This window comes from Paenibacillus maysiensis (assembly GCF_000520815.1).
In the GTDB taxonomy this organism is placed as follows: Bacteria; Bacillota; Bacilli; order Paenibacillales; family Paenibacillaceae; genus Paenibacillus; species Paenibacillus maysiensis.
Genome location: NZ_ASRY01000293.1, coordinates 1 through 17389 on the forward strand (window position 1 = coordinate 1; position 17389 = coordinate 17389).

The window sequence follows — 17389 nt, forward strand, 5'->3', positions numbered from 1 at the left end:
GGCTACAGCGCGCGGAAATGCTGCTGGCCGCCTTGGTCGGCTGCGCCTCGCTTTCGCTTCGCCGCGGAAAGCTGCATGAGGAGGCCAGGGATATCGCCCGGTTTTTAAAATTATAGAATTGATAAGGAGCGAATAGACAAAGATGATCATTTTAAAATCACCTAGGGAAATCGAAGAGATGAAGCCGGCGAGCCAAATCGTTGCGGACTGCTACCGCGAGGTGGCCAAACTGATCGAGCCTGGGATCACCACCCGGGAAATCAATGACTTTGTTGCCAGACACATCACCAAGCTGGGCGGCAAGCAGTTTACGAAAGGGTACAACGGTTTCCCCGCCGAAACCTGCATTTCAGTCAACGATGTGGTGGCCCACGGCATTCCTTCGAACCGGGCGCTTATGGACGGCGACTTGCTGAAGCTCGACATCGTCGTGGAATACGGCGGATGGTTCGGCGATTCGTGCTGGTGCTATGCGGTGGGCAATATCCGGCCGGAAGCGCAAAAATTAATGAAGGTGACAAAGGAATGCTTGGATCTGGGGATCGCCCGGGCACTCCCAGGGGGCCGTCTCGGCGACATAACGTCGGCGATTCAACAGCATGCGGAAGCGAACGGGTTTTCGGTCGTACGCGATCTGCTGGCGCACGGGATCGGGCGGAGCCTGCACGAGGAACCGAGCTACGAGCATATCGGCGTAGTCGGCAAAGGCATTCGGTTAAAGGAAGGCATGGTGTTTACGATTGAACCGATGATAAACGAAGGTACGTTCCGTATCACGATCGACGACGATCAGTGGACGGCGAGAACGGCCGACGGCAAGTTGTCGGCGCAATATGAGCATACGATCGCAGTTACGCCGGACGGACCACTGATTTTAACGGCCCAGTAAGAATAGAGGCGAACGGACGGCAATGCGTCATTTTAGGAAATAAGTCGCCAACCCGGCCTGCTTGGCCTGACGAAAGTTCGTAATCCGAAACGTGAAAAAGCGCTGGTTCCAGCCTGGGACCAGCGCTTTTTTTACATGGTTTGTAACTTTACCGATTTACGAAAAAACACGTTGTTATGCGGTTTTTTATTATGACTTTGGTATCGTGTTACGGATTTACACTCTCTCTTGACTAGCTTGTCTTGCGTGTATTTTTTTCATTGCAAATCTTGCTATTGGCTGAGCAATCAATAGCTCAATCCAAAATGCTACACCAAAATTTCTAAACCAACTGTGAAAGAAGTTCTGAAAAGGTTCTAGGCTTATTTGTTTCGTACCAACCCAAGTTCCTATAATGGTTAGAAGAATAGATGAGACCGTAACTCAAAGGAGACATTCGTTAACTATGACGATCCTTGGACTGTCGATACAAGAGTAGAAAGAGAATGAACGGCAGGCTACATTGAGTCGAGCTAATAATGTAAAATATAATCAAGCATAAAACTCATAAAGGAGTATATGAACCCGATGAACAATTTTCTGAATGAATTTGAGCAAAGATTTAGGGCAGGATTTTGGGATGATCTTAAAAGCATACTGGAAGAAGTGAAGAATGAGAAGGTTTACGGTTGTGCTTTTGGGACAGACAGTGATTTTGTCACCTTGTTTCTTGCTGTTAATACGGAGGAATCACTTGTTAGACATATCACAAACATGAAGGCCCAAGGCCTATGCAACAGCAAGGAAGATGAAAATTATTATAGATGGGGATTTTGCGAATATCAATATGGCGATACAACACACTTGAATCATATTAGCAAATTTCTGTATGCAACCGAAAATGTGTTTGACTATAAAGATGAAATGATAAAAATTATGGCCAAGGTAGTTAAGGAAACAGACGATGTACTTTTTAGTCAATTCGGCCAATCCAAAGAAGATATTATTTTTTTCGTGTCCATGACGGATGATGATATGGCCGAGGAACTGGAAAATCAGTCCGTAATTCAGATGACAAACGCCAAATTAGTTGATGGCTTCTTGCATCGTTATCAATAGAAGTGCAGTTTGAAGTATTACACTCATTTCGTTCAGGTAGATTGCTTTACCAGACAAATTCACAATGTGCTTGTCCAATGCACCGATAGTATCCTCTTAATCTACACGGGGGAGTACCAGCAAGCTGACAATACCCCAATATAAGAAAAGCTTTTTCAACGATGATATTATTTCCAAGTTGAAAGGAAATTTTTCCAGCGCCGATCGATTACGTATCCTCTTTGTTTGGTTTATCCCCATTAGATACGAATAAACTTATTTCTCCTCATGGTTCGATAGGTCCCCCACCTTATAATGACCTAATAGTTTATCTTGAGGTTCCCTTTTTAATGATAATTCACTTAATTTTTTTATCATTTTCTCTGTACGGAAGCCTTCTTTTCCAATTCATGTCATTGTTTCATCAGAAACAACCACTATGATCAGCTCCACATTTCTCTTCGCAAACTACGCCGCTATCATACTCATGGTATGGGAATCCGTTTGTTTTATTGAAGCGAGACCTCGGATCAGCTTATTATTGACGATTCCGATCACCACGTCCGGCTCCATTGCATCCTGATGGGAGAGCATAACCATTGCTGCAATATCTCCCATCTGATATGCCGCCGTCAACGCTCTTAGAAAAGTTTTCGAGTTTTCACTTTCTGGTAAGGATAACTCTCCTTTGAGGAGATCCTCCTTGACTGCTCCAAGCGATTTTCGTGCCCGGTGGAGTGCAACTTTTGCCGCTCCCTCCGTTGTTTCGAGCATGTCGGATGTCTCACGAATTGAATATTCAAACACATCTCGCAGCAAAAAAACAGTTCTCTGAAGCGGAGATAAATGATTCATTAAGGACTGCAACGCTATCTCGATTTCAAAAGATCCATGATCCGGTACGGTTACTTTCGCTTGTTCCCTATTCAATATCCGAGTGTAGACTGCTTTTCTCCGCCTATCATCAATCCAGGTGTTCTTAGCAATCCGCAGCAAAAGCGCTTTCGGATTTGTATGCTCGAAGCTATTTAACTTACCTAATGCTTTTATCCAAGTGTCCTGAGCCAGTTCTTCCGCATCCCAATTTGATTTCGTAAGCGACAGACAGTAACGTTTCAGGACCGCCTGTAATTCCTCCAAGTTCTCGAAGTTCATTATATTGTCTGTCATTTGTATAGAATTATCTATCTTCATAGGCCTTCTCCTCCACGGTCTTATTCTGCCCTTTTCTAAAGCCAAGCCATTTGCTACCTCCAATGTAAACGAACAAGTGGTTATAAAAGTTACACCATTTACGCAAATCGTTTTCCCTTTGAAACCTCCGTATCTTTTTACGGTCTCTGTTCGTTTACAAGGAGAAATCAACTGAACCAAGAAAATGGGGGTATCAAAAATGAGTGTTTATGTTCCTTATGTTGTTGAGCAAACCGCTCAAGGTGAAAGATCGTACGATATCTATTCCAGACTATTAAAGGATCGTATTGTGTTTGTAGGGGCAGCCATCGATGATCATTTGGCTAACAGTATTATTGCTCAATTATTGTTCCTAGCGGCAGAAGATCCGGAAAAAGAAATTTACATGTATATCAACAGCCCGGGTGGCTCTACTTCTGCAGGATTTGCCATTTATGATACGATGCAGTACATCAAACCCGATGTACACACGATATGTACGGGATTTGCTGCATCGTTTGGCGCGATCCTTTTGCTGGCGGGCGCCAAAGGGAAACGTTCGGCGCTGCCGAACAGTGAGATTATGATCCATCAGCCACACGGAGGCGCACAAGGGCAGGCCAGCGATATTGCGATCAGCGCAAAACGAATTTTATGGACTCGTGAAAAGGCAACCCGTATCACAGCTGAACGGACCGGGCAATCTTTTGAAAAAGTCGAAAAAGATATGGACCGGGATTTTTACATGTCCGCTCAGGAGGCACTGGAATATGGTGTTATTGATCAAGTGATAACTTCTTTGTAGAGTATGCTCAAAACCTAATGTACTGCAAGAAACTTCAAGAAAATATGAGGTGATATCATGTTAGCAAGCTTACAAGGTAAGGAAGTAACTATTCATTTTATAGATGGGACAAATGCATGCGACGGGATATTGGATCAGATTGACGACAAGTTCGTTAAATACCTTACGCAATATCAGACGCTTGTTATTCCTATTACGTCCATTCGCACCGTATCCATTGACATTAAGGAACGGCAGCGCTACAGAGTTGGATTCGCCCCATGAACCTATTTTAGCATGGGCGGCAATTTCATTTTACGGAGGCCCGATATTATGGAAATTTCACAGGGAGTAGAAATGCTTCAGCTAGATTTTCATGGGAATATGATTCATCCCATTCTTTTGTGGGATCAAGAAATGGCTGTTTTAGTAGACACAGGATTCCCAGGACAAATTGAAGATTTACGCGTGGCTATGGAAAAGGTAGGCGTGTCGTTCGACAAACTAAAAGCTGTGATTTTGACGCATCAGGATGTGGATCATATAGGTTGTCTTCCTGAGATTTTGCAGGAGTGTGGCGATCATATTAAAGTCTATGCACACGAACTGGATAAGCCGTATATTCAGGGGGAGATCCCTCTTTTAAAAGATGGTCATCTTGAGAATCCCCCGAAGGGCAAAGTGGATGATACCTTAATAGATGGTCAGGAATTGCCGTTTTGCGGCAGGATTCGCGTCATCCATACGCCTGGGCATACTCCGGGTCATATCAGCCTTTATTTAAGACATAGTAAAACTCTCATTGCCGGGGATTCGATGTACAGTGTAAACGGGATTCTCGCGGGAATTCATGTCCCGACCACACCCGATATAAATGCAGCTCGGCTCTCATTGAAAAAGTATTTAGATCTCGACATTGCATCCGTAGTTTGTTATCACGGGGGATTAAGTAATGAAGATATATATGATCAGATATTAGGACTTAGCCAAGGATTATAAAGTTAAAGCTCCAGCAAGTTACCTTTGGTGAAACGATGTTGTGAACATCACTCCACGCGTGCTAACTTGTATATAGATCAGAACTTTAACTGATTAAAAATATATTCTTGCATTTGATATAAAAGAAGAATGATGTTAGCATCTTTGCCATTTTTCAAAACCCAATGAATAGACGTCATAGAGTTAGCAGCATATAGCTCTGCTAAATATTCCAATGCGATCGAAGTTGAAGAATTCTGTTGCTTTAAATAAGCTAAGCAAGTCCCAAACAAAATTTGTTCAAACTCCTTACGTAGATCAGCCGTTACTTCATGAATGGTTAACAATGTTGAAATTTCGAGCTTATTTTTAATCATTTGATCGATTACAAGTTCTATGGCATTTGCCACTTTGCCGTCTTTCGTGGAATCAAAACGTTTTTCAATTTCAACTTTAAAATCAGAAGCATACTGTTTAACTATTTTTTCTAGCAAGTTGTACTTATCCAAATAATGACTATAAAAAGTAGAACGTCCGATAAGAGATTGATCACAAATTTTTTTGATCGTAATATCTTTAAAATCATGTTGTTGGAGTAATTCAATTAAGGCTCGCTCAATAGCCATTTTTGTTTTATAAATTCTGATATCTTCATTCATTTAATCACTTTCTCCTTATGTGTAAGTTTTCGAACACTTCATATTTACCGTGTAAGATATCCTACAGATTATACGATACTAATTATTTTTTATGTAGTAACTATACTCTATAGTAAACACATACCCAAATTGAAGGAGGAAAATATATGTTTAAATCATATGTAAATAACAAACAATTCAATCTTCAAATTAATCGTTTTATCAGTGATTATTATCAAGAAGATGATCAAGCACAAGCTGACTTGGAAAAAATAATTCCGAAATTAAACGACACCCGTAGCTGGTATGAAGCTTGGCTCCATTTTGCAAAGAAACGCGAAGATAGCAAGGACTATGATTTAGCCTCAGCCTACTATCAAGTTGCAGATTTTTATCTTGCAACCACAGACCCCAATAAAGAAAAAATGTATCAAAAATATAGAGAAATGTTCTATAAAAGCTTTCATGATTTTGATTATGAATCCTACAAGATTCCCTATGAAGACTCCTATCTTCCTGCTGTAAAATTATTGACATCTGGAGCTACGAAAACATTACTTGTCTTTGCTGGGTATGATTCTTACATGGAAGAGATGCTTAAAATGATGAGATTTTTGAAAGGAATTGATTACAATATTATTGTATTTGATGGTCCGGGCCAAGGAACTGCATTAAAAAACGGTCTAAAATTGATTCATAACTGGGAAAAGCCCGTATCAACTGTGATTGATTATTTCAAATTAGATCGTGTAAGTATTGTAGGTGCTTCTTGGGGAGGGTATTTAGCTATGCGTGCGGCAGCCTTCGAAAAGAGAATTGATAAAGTAGTTGCTTTTAACATTTTCTATTGTGGTTTAGATGCAATAAAAATGGGGATGCCAGAGGAAACGTATCAGAGTATGATGCAGCTAGTCGAACATAATGAAGTAGATCAAGTGAATTCATTATTCGAACAGATGATGACTCATAATATTGATTTGCATTGGAAGATTACCAAAGGGATGGAAAACACCGGTGAAGCAACGCCTTTTGATCTCATTAAAAATTTCGAAAAGCACACGATGCAAGGCATTGGGGCATTCATTAATCAAGATGTTCTTTTACTAGCTGGAGAAGATGATCAATACGTACCTATTTACCGACTCGCACAAATCCAACAAGAATTAATCAATGCTGCGTCCATTACAACGAAAGTATTTACTAAAGAAACGGGTGGTGAGCAACACTGCCAAGCAGGTCACAAGGAGTTAGCATTTAATGAAATGAAGAAGTTCCTATAACAAAGAGGAATGAATACTACAATTTCTCACATAAAAAAATTAAGAGTATGGTTTCCCCAAAAGGGGAAACCGTCTTTTTAACGTAAGTATTGACCAAAACATGCCTAGTGTTAATTTACCCAATGGAGAGATATCAATTTGTTACTACTCCTTTAAACAGCAACAAATTCATGTGTTCTAATTCTTCCTGGATCCATCATAATACAATATATTAACTAATCTTCCAAAATGTAGATACTTGCCCCCACTTGAACAAGATCAGGAGATGCTAACTTACCAACGCATATTCCAATATTTTTCCTTTCAGCCATTGAAGTTGAAATTTGAACAGAGCTAACGCTTAATACCGTCTCATTTTGATCTGCGTATTTAATAAGAATTTTATCACCTATGATTTTTTTTATTTCTGGGTAAGTTAAATGATCTAAACCTTTGTTTGTTCCTACTATAATTGTACCTTCATCTTTTGACTCAAAAGTTAAACTAACGTCCATTATTTTTTCCATTTTAAACGTTGCCCCTTTATCGTTCTTCAATATAAAGTTCTCCCTTAACATCACGTATACGCAAATCAGCACTTTTTAATCGGGTTATGGCATCCCTCAGTAACGTCATCCTTTCTATTGATGTTAAATCGGGAGCGAACCTTGCTGCTCTTATACTAGCTTGGGCTTCATCTAGAGCAAAATTTCTTTTAAATGTATCTGGAGTAACATCATATAATTCAAATGCTCTCCCTGCCTTATATGCCTCATAGTGTCCCACAATTTCATGTGCAATCGTTGCCTTGGCTGACACACGCGAGTTAGCACTTAAGGTTCCAACTCCTGTATGCTCTGCTGGTAATACATCTGTATTTATAATAAATCTATCGTACATCATACCTGTATTCCAATCATCATAAAAACCAGGTCTACTCATTATTATATTATCTTCGGGAAAATCCAACGATTTAGTATACTGGATAATCTCCGTTTTCTGGACATCTGTTAATGGCAATTCATTACGCAAACCGTCCGAAGAAATTTGTCGTAAGTCCACTGCCCCCTCATACTTAATCGATGATTTTAAACTAATCTTGGGTTTGATTACTGAACTAACTCCTCCAAACAATCCTGCTGTACCGATCATATTAGCCCAGTGTTCCTTTGACCAGGCATTGTTGGGATTAAATGCTCCCTGAATCATGCCCGAAGCTCCAAATGTACCAAAATTGAGCATGTCATTCCATGAATCGTTTTGTTTAGCTGCCCGTTCCATGTACCCTTGATACATTCCCTTCGGAATGCCGTACGACATATAATCTAGGAAGCTCCAGACTGAATTGAATTTTTTCTCATAGCGTTCTGAATTAGCGTCTACAAAATCCTGACCCAGTTCAGCTAAACTATCTGCCGATTTCTGAAATGCATTTCGTGTATCTGGAGTAGGAACAGCACACGTATTAGGTGGAGGAGGTAAACAAGCCGCGTCAAGATTGCCTGCTTCCATCAGATCAGCTAATCTGAATTTATCCGCATGATGGCGCAATTCTTCTGCAATAGAATCTGTTAGTGTAACAAAGTCAGCCATATTCTTCTGAGATGTTTGAAATCTATAATAGAATTGCTCCTTCGTTATGCCCTCCCAAAATCGTTCCATAAACGAGATATGCTGCGATAACTGACTATTCATTTGCATCGCCGTTTGCTGTGCAAGCTCAAATTTCTTAGAGACGGCTATAAGTTGTTCAGGTGTCACTTTAATTGTTGTCATAATATACCTCGAGTTGAGTTCATTATGACATAATAGCATTATTCAAATTTATGGAAAACCATCTTTATTACTAATTGTTATATGAATAACATGGATTTATGCCTAAGACTACAGACTTATATTTTATTAAACAAATGCTGCCTCTAAATCACAATGTAAAGCCTTTTAACTCTACACTTTTCACTTTAAAGCACTGGGATATACCTTAGTTTAAATGATTTTTCCATCAAATATTTCAACCATCGTCAAAGCTCCTGCTTTGTATCCAGAAATATAATCTGAGGCGGATAATATAGAAATTAAAACATCATTTAAATCAGATAGTTCTTCAATTAATTCATAATCATGTTCCGACAATCTTGCTTTCAGAGTTTTCATAGAAGCGGATATTTTCTGATGGATTAGTTCGAGCTCTGGGTTTTTCGGTCTGGTTCTTTCACTTGGATACCATTTTCCGTAATATATATCCTCCAAGATACTCATATTCATCTTCTCCTTCTTGATATAAGTAAAGGTTTGAGTTAAATGCTTAATTTTTGCGAAAATTCGATCACATGAGTGCACTTTGTTCTCCAAAAACAAGAATATCTCATTAAAAAATCAAAATTGATTTTTAGCGAATATTTCACTAGAAGTAATTGAGGATTAATGCCGAGTATCTGAAATGTAGCCAGAGGATTTACAGCGATTATGAACGGGGTAAAAAAAGAATCACATCCACATCGTAGGTAACACCGTGTGGGTAGCCAGATTCCGTCCGGTTGCCTACGGGACAGATTCTGAACGAAGTGAATACACCGCTTCTTGGAAAATAAGCAGGCTCCATCTTTATAGCATGACCGAATGCAAACACAAAGAGCATTGCCCTGTCGACAACATCGGCTTGGACAATACTCTTTATTTATAGCAACTGCCCTTGGGACAGCATCTTATGTGCATTAAAGTTAGAAGTCATAGCAAGCGAAATTTTCAGAAAAATCCTCATCTAATTACCAGGTTACTGTGGAGGGAACGAGTGCTTTTTGCCCCTCCAAGCTACGAGAAGCGCAAGGAATAAGAGCATGAACAGTGCCCACGAAAATGATCTGGCACCAAAAGTTTCAAGTAAAATGCCCCCAGCTACCCCGCCGCCGGCGACAGCCAGATTCCATACGGTCGTGTTAATCGGCATGACCATATCCACTTTGCTCTCCCCTGCAGCCTGAGCAAGCGCCGTTTGCAACAGCGTTGCTGCGCCGCCGAAAGTTAAACCCCATACCGTAACAATGATATAGATCATAAGGACATTGGAGTTGCTAAAGCTTATGGCAATAGAAATTAAGACGAAGGAAATAAGACTAATAAGGACAAGCTTACGCAGCCAACGGTCGATGAATACGCCAGTTATCCATATACCTACGAGAGCAGCAATGCCAAAGAAAGCCAGCGCCAGACCCACTCTCTCACCATCCCATTGGAGGCAAGAAATGGAGCAATATAAGTATAGAGAATATTATGGGCTGTCATCTAGGTCAGAACAACCATAAGTATGGGCCGAATACCCGGTGTAAGGAAGACTGCATAGATCGAAGGTTACCATCAGGATAACGTCTGCCCCTTTTTTCGGTTATGGTAGTTAGCTTGTTAGCCTCTCCTCTGTTATGCCTCCATAGTAGCAGACAATAGACTCAATAGGCAATTTCTCAAATTTGGTAAGAGGTTCCCCTTTGCCTGCTTCGAATAAATGCTTCTTAAAATAAACCTTCGTTGTATCCATCATTTCAACTTAGAAAGAAGTAACTCCCGTTCCTCCCTCTCAAGAAGTCTCCATTGGCCCCGTTCCAGATGATCCAAGGTAATATTCATAATTCGAACACGTTCCAACTTTAGCACTCTGTACCCCAAAGCCTTGCACATTCTGCGAATTTGCAGATTCAGCCCCTGCATCAAAATAATGCGGAACTCGCATTCGCTTGTACGATCAACCTTGCACGGTTTGGTTATAACGTTCAATATTTCAACGCCGCGAGACATAGCTCCCGTGAAATCGTCTGTAACGGGCTTGTCTACGGTCACTACATACTCCTTCTCATGACCATGCTCGGAACGCATCATTTGATTGACAATGCTTCCATCGTTGGTTAATAGAATGAGTCCCTCTGACGCTTTATCCAGCCTGCCAATGGCAAAAATACGTGAAGGATAATTGACATAACTAATAATATTGCCAGCCACTTGTTCCGCTGCGGTACAAACAATGCCTATTGGCTTATTCAGAGCCAAATATACAGGTTCAATGGAATTAAGCGGAATAGCTTCTCCATCAATCAGCACGATATCTTGTGGCTCTACCTCCGCACCCACTTCACAAACGTTACCATTAATCGTAATTCGTCCTGCTGCAATCAGCCTATTGGTTTCCCGACGTGAGCAAAATCCTGTCTCACTTATGTACTTGTTAATTCTCACGATTCACCTGCTTCTGGTTGTAGTATGGGAGTATGAGTAAAATGATTAAAAAAACACCTGATTGTTCTTGCTTAATCAGATGTTCACCCTTTACGACAACTTATACTTGCCCGGTTTATTTGCTACTGTTGCCGCCGCTTTTGTTTCTGGTTGGTTTGGCAGTGCCGCCTTTTGTGCCACCTGCCGCTTTGCTTCCCGGTGCGCTTGTAGAAGCGCTTTTTGTCCTTACTGGCTTCGCTGTTTTGTTCCAACGTGTCCAGCCCTTACTACCTGTACCTCTGCCGGTCCCGCCGCCCTTGCTTTTTCCACCCATATGATCACTCCATTAGTAGTCGTTCAGATTTAACTAAGCTATCATACCATTACTTTGTACATAATGCCCATTTGTTTTAAAAATTGAGCATATAAATTGAAAATGTTCTTGTAAAGCAGTCCTGATCTACTATAAATCTGCAATAAGTAGCTTTTACTCGTTTGTTACATTTGTATTTTTAGATTTTTCACCTCAAAAAATTAGGTACCAAAAAAAGGGGGGCATAATCATGTGAAAGCTCACACATGTTAGTGTGGGCCGCAAGAAATCTTTCTTTTAGCAGCTAATTTTCTGTAAAAAAGGCGGAGTGCTGAATGAGTCATGATGTAAAGCTATATGTGGTTCGTCACGGTATTGGGACTGGTAATCAGCCGGATGCTCCGCTCAGTCCAGATGGCTTTAAGCAGGCTGAGCAGTTGGCGGATTTTCTTCTGCAAATGGATGGCTTGCAAGTAGACCGTTTGATGTCCAGTCCGTATAAGCGAGCTTGGCAAACAGCGGAAATCATTGAAGAACGATTAAACATCAGACTTGATCCACCTGAAGATCGCCTTAGAGAACGAGGAGTAGCTGAAGTTACTGACGAAGAGTCTGAAGAAATGGTTATCAACCGGGTCACTGCCTTAACGGAAGAATTGCTGGAGAGCGGTCAACATACCTTTCTGTTAGTCACCCATCGCTTGATCATAACACTTCTGCTGCATCACTATGCTCCGCATTTTGTTCTGGAGGAAATAACGAATCCGGATCTCTACCTTTTAACGTTTAGTGATGGAAACTGTCAAGTGCATCATTTGTGGAATACAGAGCAGCCTGTTGTAGTTTAATTAAAAAAACTGGGAGGTAATCTAATTATGCAAGGAATGCTGGAAAGAAGTCGCATCACCACTGTTACCAAACCGGATGTTTCCAACATGTCTGTTTGTATCGAAAATGTGAAGAAGGCTGTGCTCTCCAATATTCAGGGACCGCCAGCCCCTACGGATTATCACCAATTAATGGGAAGACTCCACGCGGTCAAAGCCAAACTGCCAAAAATATATCAGGAAACGGTCGCGATTCCTTTTATTAAGGAGCTGGACGAGCTTGGGCAACAGGGATTCACTGAAATTTTGATCCAGGACCCAAGCAGAACTAGAGCTGCCGGACTCATGTTGGATATCGCTCAGAGCATTTTGCAAAACGGAGAAGGCTACAATACCCTGGCAACCGATGCTTTTCAAGAGGTTGTTAGTGACCTGTATGACGGTTTTCTTAGCGCGGAAGATCGCGAAGGAATAAAAGAACCAGATCTCAGTATTATTCCAGCACTTGTTAAATGGGGAGAGCCTGAAAATGGCCCGTATACGTGGACCGCTGACGCGACTGCCGTATTCAAAGTGAGCGCAGCTATTGTCAGTCTTCCTCCTGCCCATGCGACAACCGGATTACTGGCTTGGTCCAGTATCCCCCATGAAGTATGTGGTCATGATATTTTGCATGCTGATTTGGGTCTTCTTCAAGAGTTGGCCAATGTCGTCAGAACCAGACTAAACAGCGAAAACATCGGACAAGGACTACCGAATTACTGGGCTTCCCGCATCGACGAAACAGCGTCGGATGTATTGGGTGTCCTGAATCTGGGACCCGCAGCTGCTATTGGTTTAATCGGTTATTTCCGGGGTATGAACGCTGCTTTTTCAGGAAGAGCTCAACTTCGAAATGAAGGACCTGCCCGTGATCCGCACGCCGCAGACATTTTACGGGGATACTTAGGAGCCTACGCCACTGCACTGTTGGAATTTGACCAAGCCGGAGCATGGGCAGATGTCATTGAATCTGAAACCGACAAGGATTTGTCCAGTATCAAAATAAACGGCATTGTAATCGACCCTGAAACGGCAAAACGTTCTGCACGAATTGTGGCTGATGCCATTATGAAGACTAAACTCGCAAGTCTTGAAAATCACAGTCTGGATGAAATCCAAAACTGGAGAAACGAGGATGAGAGTGTCGCCGCACTTTTACGTACCTTGCTGCAAACCACCGGCTCGCTTACCGATGAGCACCGCGCCGGCTTCTACGCAGCGCATGTAGTAGCTGCTGCTATTACTGAGGGACTTTCCCACGAAGCAGATCTGCAAGTTATATTTAGTCGGATGATGTCGCTGTTGAAGCAGATGCACGATACAAATCCTGCTTGGGGGCCACTTTTCGTGCAGCATCCAGGTGATATTTCACGACATCTGCTCTATCATCCAGCCACTCCAAACCTGATTTCCCTTTAGTAAATCCATAATCTTAACCCGCAAAATTGTTTGCTTAAAGACAAGCAGCCTTTTTGCGGGTTACTTTAATTCCAATACGAGGATCTCATAAAAAAGACGCTAGCGATACCCCTTAAGAGTTGCGCGTTAGAATTGTCTATGAACACGTGGTATTTTTGCTAGTGTACAGGTTAATAATGAAAGATAAGAATTTAGCCTGTGAAGGAATTAGCCATAAGGGAGTGAAGCACATGTCTGTTGATGTTTATCTTAACTTTAATGGAAACTGTCGTGAAGCAGCGGAGTTTTACGCAGAGGTTTTTGGGACTGAGAAACCACAAATCATGACGTTTGGTGAAGCACCACCCAACCCCGATTACCCTCTACCGGAAGAAGCGAAAAATTTGGTCATGCACACGCGGCTTACTATTGATGGTAGTAATGTCATGTTTTCAGACGTTTTTCCTGGCATGCCTTTCGTAGCCGGAAACAACATCAGCCTCGCTATCGTCAATAAGGACGAAGAAAAAATTCGATCGTACTTTCAAAAGTTAAAAGAAGACGGAACCGTAAATATGGATCTTCAAGAAACATTCTGGAGCAAATGCTATGGTAGCCTTAAAGATAAGTTCGGAATTGAATGGCAGTTGAGCCATGACAGTGAAGAACCGCGCAAAGAACAATAAAAATGACGTTAACCCAGCCATATTTTGCATGGACATGGGTTAGCGTCTTTTCATTTATCGTGCATTTAACTGGCTTTCGACAGCAAGTAAAGGAAATAAGGGGTAACCAGTATGGTGATAATAATTCCGGTTGGAATATCTGCACCAAAACTAATCGTCCGGGTAAGTGTGTCAGCAATCAAAATGACGAGTGCACCAACCAATGCCGTCGTAGGTAGTAATAGCTTATGATTGGGTCCCACTAGCTTGCGCGCTAGATGGGGACTGACCATGCCCACAAAAAAGAAATTCCCGCCAAGTGCCACGCTACCAGAAGCGAGCGCAACGGCAGCAATCGTCAAGCCGATAAACTCCCTTTTAATTGCTACGCCGAGCCCCAATGCCGTCTGATTTCCCAAATTCAACGTATTGAGTGTGTTAGACCTGTAAAAAACGTAAAAGCAGATGATAAGCACCCACGGGAGCAGCACCATAATATAGCTCCAGTCGTCCCCCCACAGGTCTCCAGCCTGCCATCTCAGAGCAAAGTCATACTGTTGCTTGTCTAGCCGAAGTGTCATCATCAGAGATAATGCGCTGTAGCCACTGCCCATAGCGACACCAGTTAAAATTAAGCCCGTAGGCGAGATGTCTCTTCCCCGCCTAAAAGCAAACATAAAAATCAAAAAAGCTGCCGTAAGGCCGCCTGCAAAAGCCAGTCCTGGAAGAAGAATAGGAGATAGCAATCCTTCACTAGCGAACAACGTAATATACATAAGTACAAATAACCCTGAGCCTGAGCTGATGCCGAGTGTCCCCGGGCTGGCCATGTCGTTTTTGAGCAAGCTTTGCATAATACAGCCTGATATCCCCATGCCAATACCTACCAATATGGAAAGCACAATACGTGGCAATCGAAAATCAAACACGATCAGGTTCTGTTTGCTCGTTCCTTCGCCAATGATGACCTTGAAAACTTCGAGTGGAGAAAGGTTCATTTTCCCAACATTCATACTGAGTACAGCCACTAGCAGCGTCAGCACTACTAACAGTAAAATAATGCCAATACCTCTGGTATTACGGGACAGTTTCAACTAAACTCCCTCCTCTGCTTGCGCACAAGGTAGAGAAAATAGGGTACGCCCACCAAGGCAAAAATAATGCCAAGGGGTGTTTCGTGAGGGCGATTGATCAGTCGTCCGAGTAAATCCGCCGCCAATAGAAAGACTGCTCCATACAAAGCTGAGGCCGGGATAATATACCGATAATCCGTTCCGACCAGATGGCGCATAATGTGTGGCACGATCAAACCAACGAAGCCAACAGGGCCCACCACAATAACCGATAACCCCGTTAGAATTAATACAATTAAGGTTGAAAACAACTTAATCCTGTTCGCACGAATACCCAAGCCTGATGCCACATCCTCCCCGAAACTCAAAATCGTAATTGAGGGAGAAAGGGCGATGGCACAGACCAAACCCACTACAAACAGTGGCGCAATGAAAGCTAATTCACCCCACTTGGCACTGGCTGTACCACCAGCAGACCAGTAATCAAGTGCTTGGCCAATCTCATACTTAATAGCGATAAACGTGCTAAACGCGCCAAAAAGCATGGAGATGGACATTCCTGCCAGCACCAGTCGCTGAGGCGTCATTCCTCGCTTGCCTATAGATGCGATGTAATACGTAATGCCCGTAGTGATTGCTGCACCTAGGCAAGAATACAGCATGGTTTCTCCGTAGGTGCGACCAGGCAAAAAGGCCATACATAACGCAATAGCAAATGTCGAGCCTGAACTTATGCCAATGAGTCCCGAATCCGCTAGTGGATTACGAGTGGTTCCCTGCATAATCGCCCCACATACAGCCAAGCTGCACCCTACAATGATATCTGCCACAGTACGCGGAAAACGCAAGGTGTGAATAATCTGATGTTCCGTAATATTGGGATCAAACTGAAATATAGCACCCCACGCCAGCTTCAAGCTCATTTCCGCAGCACCAAAGGTAATGGATGCTGCGGTAACCACCAGGAGCAGGAACACGCCCACGATCATGTAGCCTATAAAATGAAATATTCCTTTTTTATTTGGTTCTTTGTGAGTAGACATCGATTACACCCTTAGTTGGTCAATTTTGCATCGTTACTTAGCCTGTTCCAGCAATTTGCTAATAATAAAATCTAGCTGTCCCGTCATACTAGCAACGTCCGAATAATAGAACAGTCCTGCATATTTCGCTGGAATTTCGATGATATGTCCGTTTTTAACGGCTGGAATACTGCTCCAGATTTTTGTCTTCGCATATTCGGATTCCTTGCCCTCCTGCTTAAACCAAAGGACATAATCTCCAAAGTATTCAGCAGCAACCTCGTAGGATAAAGAACCTCGACCCTCTCCGGAATTTCTAACCAATGTGTTGAGCTTTTCCGGTTTGTGAAGTCCAAGATAATTGTAAAGCAACGTTCCTCCACGTGAGCCTGTTTCATAATAAATTCCGTAGGAACCACTGCCCCAGTCCTCGAAAATGCTAAACGTTTTGTCTTTGAATATGTCGGAATTTAGTTTTTCTTTGGCCTGACTCAGCTTGCTTTCAAACAGTGAAATCACTTTGTCCGCTTCTGCCTCATGTCCTGTGGCCTGACCAAGAAATTTCAAACGTTCTAGGGAGGTCATTTTATCCTCTGGTATCACAAGAACAGGCGCAATTTTAGACAGCTTATCATAATCCTTTGTATCATATGTAATGATGAGATCAGGATCATACTTCATAATTTCCTCAGTTTCCCACTTTTCAATATTGGGAATGTCGTTAAACTTATCGTAAAAAGGCATCGTTTCTTGTTTCCAGCCCATTACTGCCGCTGGCTTAATCCCTAGTGTCAATACCTCGCCAACATACCAGTTCACTACTACTCGTTGAGGATTAGCGGGCACCTTAATATCTCCTTTTATCGTAGAGACTGTACGCGTATCAGAATCCCTGCTTACCTCTTCCTTCGTGGACGACGCGGGTTTAGCAGATGAATCAGAGGAACTGCCAGCATTCCCACAGCCTGAAATAACGAAGATCATTACGAATAGTGCACATAAAATCATGTGAAATCTCTTGTTCATCATACGATGCATGTTGTAAATC

General features: G+C 42.2%; 20 protein-coding genes and 2 pseudogenes. 10 read left to right on the forward strand and 12 right to left on the reverse strand.

Going from position 1 to position 17389, the window contains the following annotated elements:
• Both L696_RS32135 and map read left to right on the forward strand, forming a co-directional pair.
• Positions 1-116 (forward strand): annotated as a pseudogene (locus tag L696_RS32135) (TetR/AcrR family transcriptional regulator); the annotation flags it as partial.
• A 26-nt stretch (positions 117-142) separates the two neighbouring features.
• On the forward strand, positions 143-889 hold the full coding sequence (map, locus tag L696_RS0122680; protein ID WP_025685688.1) for a type I methionyl aminopeptidase: 747 nt from the start codon (positions 143-145) through the stop codon (positions 887-889).
• Between the two features lie 216 nt (positions 890-1105).
• Here the strand turns inward: map and L696_RS32825 are convergent.
• Positions 1106-1312: pseudogene (locus tag L696_RS32825) on the reverse strand (DUF2798 domain-containing protein); the annotation flags it as partial.
• A 144-nt stretch (positions 1313-1456) separates the two neighbouring features.
• Between L696_RS32825 and L696_RS0122685 the strand changes: the two are divergent.
• Positions 1457-1987: a DUF4303 domain-containing protein gene (locus L696_RS0122685; protein ID WP_025685689.1), complete on the forward strand. Its 531-nt coding sequence runs from the start codon at positions 1457-1459 to the stop codon at positions 1985-1987.
• Between the two features lie 447 nt (positions 1988-2434).
• Here the strand turns inward: L696_RS0122685 and L696_RS0122690 are convergent, their stop codons facing one another.
• The gene (locus L696_RS0122690) at positions 2435-3160 is read right to left on the reverse strand and encodes an RNA polymerase sigma factor (RefSeq protein WP_025685690.1); all 726 of its coding nucleotides are present in this window, start codon (positions 3158-3160) and stop codon (positions 2435-2437) included.
• Positions 3161-3359: 199 nt separating this feature from the next.
• On the opposite strand from L696_RS0122690, the gene clpP reads away from it, so the two are divergent.
• The 3 genes from clpP to L696_RS0122705 are packed head-to-tail and all read left to right on the forward strand — an operon-like array spanning position 3360 to position 4922.
• Positions 3360-3944, forward strand: a complete 585-nt coding sequence (clpP, locus tag L696_RS0122695) for an ATP-dependent Clp endopeptidase proteolytic subunit ClpP (RefSeq protein WP_013310269.1) — start codon at positions 3360-3362, stop codon at positions 3942-3944.
• A 57-nt stretch (positions 3945-4001) separates the two neighbouring features.
• Positions 4002-4208 (forward strand): hypothetical protein, encoded by a 207-nt coding sequence (locus L696_RS0122700; RefSeq protein WP_025685691.1) that lies wholly within the window; start codon positions 4002-4004, stop codon positions 4206-4208.
• A 48-nt stretch (positions 4209-4256) separates the two neighbouring features.
• Entirely contained in the window at positions 4257-4922 is a 666-nt protein-coding gene (locus tag L696_RS0122705) for an MBL fold metallo-hydrolase (protein ID WP_025685692.1), read from the forward strand.
• 77 nt (positions 4923-4999) lie between these two features.
• On the opposite strand, the gene L696_RS0122710 is transcribed toward L696_RS0122705, so the two are convergent.
• The gene (locus L696_RS0122710) at positions 5000-5560 is read right to left on the reverse strand and encodes a TetR/AcrR family transcriptional regulator (RefSeq protein WP_025685693.1); all 561 of its coding nucleotides are present in this window, start codon (positions 5558-5560) and stop codon (positions 5000-5002) included.
• Positions 5561-5706: 146 nt separating this feature from the next.
• On the opposite strand from L696_RS0122710, the gene L696_RS0122715 reads away from it, so the two are divergent.
• Complete coding sequence (locus L696_RS0122715; RefSeq protein ID WP_025685694.1) at positions 5707-6819, forward strand: alpha/beta fold hydrolase; 1113 nt, start codon at positions 5707-5709, stop codon at positions 6817-6819.
• 215 nt (positions 6820-7034) lie between these two features.
• On the opposite strand, the gene L696_RS0122720 is transcribed toward L696_RS0122715, so the two are convergent.
• The 6 genes from L696_RS0122720 to L696_RS0122750 form a co-directional block, all read right to left on the reverse strand.
• The gene (locus L696_RS0122720) at positions 7035-7355 is read right to left on the reverse strand and encodes a hypothetical protein (protein ID WP_245233426.1); all 321 of its coding nucleotides are present in this window, start codon (positions 7353-7355) and stop codon (positions 7035-7037) included.
• On the reverse strand, positions 7342-8574 hold the full coding sequence (locus tag L696_RS0122725; RefSeq protein WP_025685696.1) for a WXG100 family type VII secretion target: 1233 nt from the start codon (positions 8572-8574) through the stop codon (positions 7342-7344). Before L696_RS0122725 ends, L696_RS0122720 begins: the two co-directional genes overlap by 14 nt.
• Before the next feature lie 210 nt (positions 8575-8784).
• The gene (locus L696_RS0122730) at positions 8785-9057 is read right to left on the reverse strand and encodes a DUF6809 family protein (RefSeq protein WP_025685697.1); all 273 of its coding nucleotides are present in this window, start codon (positions 9055-9057) and stop codon (positions 8785-8787) included.
• Between the two features lie 514 nt (positions 9058-9571).
• A complete protein-coding gene (locus L696_RS0122735) occupies positions 9572-10012 on the reverse strand; it encodes an MFS transporter (protein ID WP_049827497.1) in 441 nt (146 codons plus the stop codon).
• Between the two features lie 317 nt (positions 10013-10329).
• The gene (locus L696_RS0122745; protein ID WP_025685698.1) at positions 10330-11022 is read right to left on the reverse strand and encodes a pseudouridine synthase; all 693 of its coding nucleotides are present in this window, start codon (positions 11020-11022) and stop codon (positions 10330-10332) included.
• A gap of 115 nt (positions 11023-11137) precedes the next feature.
• Entirely contained in the window at positions 11138-11335 is a 198-nt protein-coding gene (locus L696_RS0122750) for a DUF3934 family protein (protein WP_013310240.1), read from the reverse strand.
• Between the two features lie 314 nt (positions 11336-11649).
• On the opposite strand from L696_RS0122750, the gene L696_RS0122755 reads away from it, so the two are divergent.
• From L696_RS0122755 to L696_RS0122765, 3 genes are all read left to right on the forward strand, one after another.
• Positions 11650-12162 carry a histidine phosphatase family protein gene (locus tag L696_RS0122755; protein ID WP_025685699.1) on the forward strand — a complete coding sequence of 171 codons (513 nt, stop codon included), beginning with the start codon at positions 11650-11652 and terminating at the stop codon, positions 12160-12162.
• A gap of 27 nt (positions 12163-12189) precedes the next feature.
• The gene (locus L696_RS0122760; RefSeq protein WP_025685700.1) at positions 12190-13602 is read left to right on the forward strand and encodes a hypothetical protein; all 1413 of its coding nucleotides are present in this window, start codon (positions 12190-12192) and stop codon (positions 13600-13602) included.
• A gap of 230 nt (positions 13603-13832) precedes the next feature.
• Positions 13833-14267 (forward strand): VOC family protein, encoded by a 435-nt coding sequence (locus L696_RS0122765; protein WP_025685701.1) that lies wholly within the window; start codon positions 13833-13835, stop codon positions 14265-14267.
• 65 nt (positions 14268-14332) lie between these two features.
• Here L696_RS0122765 and L696_RS0122770 read toward each other — a convergent pair whose 3' ends face one another.
• From L696_RS0122770 to L696_RS0122780, 3 genes are read right to left on the reverse strand one after another with little or no spacing between them, the layout of a single operon-like run.
• A complete protein-coding gene (locus tag L696_RS0122770) occupies positions 14333-15340 on the reverse strand; it encodes a FecCD family ABC transporter permease (RefSeq protein ID WP_025685702.1) in 1008 nt (335 codons plus the stop codon).
• Positions 15337-16362 carry a FecCD family ABC transporter permease gene (locus L696_RS0122775; RefSeq protein ID WP_025685703.1) on the reverse strand — a complete coding sequence of 342 codons (1026 nt, stop codon included), beginning with the start codon at positions 16360-16362 and terminating at the stop codon, positions 15337-15339. Before L696_RS0122775 ends, L696_RS0122770 begins: the two co-directional genes overlap by 4 nt.
• Before the next feature lie 33 nt (positions 16363-16395).
• Positions 16396-17379, reverse strand: coding sequence for an ABC transporter substrate-binding protein (locus L696_RS0122780; RefSeq protein ID WP_025685704.1), 984 nt, complete (start codon positions 17377-17379; stop codon positions 16396-16398).
• Positions 17380-17389 lie beyond the last annotated feature (10 nt).

Coding starts and splice junctions, on each gene's coding strand:
- map (WP_025685688.1), top strand. CDS start 143: ATGATCATTTTAAAATCACCTAGGGAAATCGAAGAGATGAAGCCGGCG.
- L696_RS0122685 (WP_025685689.1), top strand. CDS start 1,457: ATGAACAATTTTCTGAATGAATTTGAGCAAAGATTTAGGGCAGGATTT.
- L696_RS0122690 (WP_025685690.1), bottom strand. CDS start 3,160: ATGAAGATAGATAATTCTATACAAATGACAGACAATATAATGAACTTC.
- clpP (WP_013310269.1), top strand. CDS start 3,360: ATGAGTGTTTATGTTCCTTATGTTGTTGAGCAAACCGCTCAAGGTGAA.
- L696_RS0122700 (WP_025685691.1), top strand. CDS start 4,002: ATGTTAGCAAGCTTACAAGGTAAGGAAGTAACTATTCATTTTATAGAT.
- L696_RS0122705 (WP_025685692.1), top strand. CDS start 4,257: ATGGAAATTTCACAGGGAGTAGAAATGCTTCAGCTAGATTTTCATGGG.
- L696_RS0122710 (WP_025685693.1), bottom strand. CDS start 5,560: ATGAATGAAGATATCAGAATTTATAAAACAAAAATGGCTATTGAGCGA.
- L696_RS0122715 (WP_025685694.1), top strand. CDS start 5,707: ATGTTTAAATCATATGTAAATAACAAACAATTCAATCTTCAAATTAAT.
- L696_RS0122725 (WP_025685696.1), bottom strand. CDS start 8,574: ATGACAACAATTAAAGTGACACCTGAACAACTTATAGCCGTCTCTAAG.
- L696_RS0122730 (WP_025685697.1), bottom strand. CDS start 9,057: ATGAGTATCTTGGAGGATATATATTACGGAAAATGGTATCCAAGTGAA.
- L696_RS0122750 (WP_013310240.1), bottom strand. CDS start 11,335: ATGGGTGGAAAAAGCAAGGGCGGCGGGACCGGCAGAGGTACAGGTAGT.
- L696_RS0122755 (WP_025685699.1), top strand. CDS start 11,650: ATGAGTCATGATGTAAAGCTATATGTGGTTCGTCACGGTATTGGGACT.
- L696_RS0122760 (WP_025685700.1), top strand. CDS start 12,190: ATGCAAGGAATGCTGGAAAGAAGTCGCATCACCACTGTTACCAAACCG.
- L696_RS0122765 (WP_025685701.1), top strand. CDS start 13,833: ATGTCTGTTGATGTTTATCTTAACTTTAATGGAAACTGTCGTGAAGCA.
- L696_RS0122775 (WP_025685703.1), bottom strand. CDS start 16,362: ATGTCTACTCACAAAGAACCAAATAAAAAAGGAATATTTCATTTTATA.
- L696_RS0122780 (WP_025685704.1), bottom strand. CDS start 17,379: ATGCATCGTATGATGAACAAGAGATTTCACATGATTTTATGTGCACTA.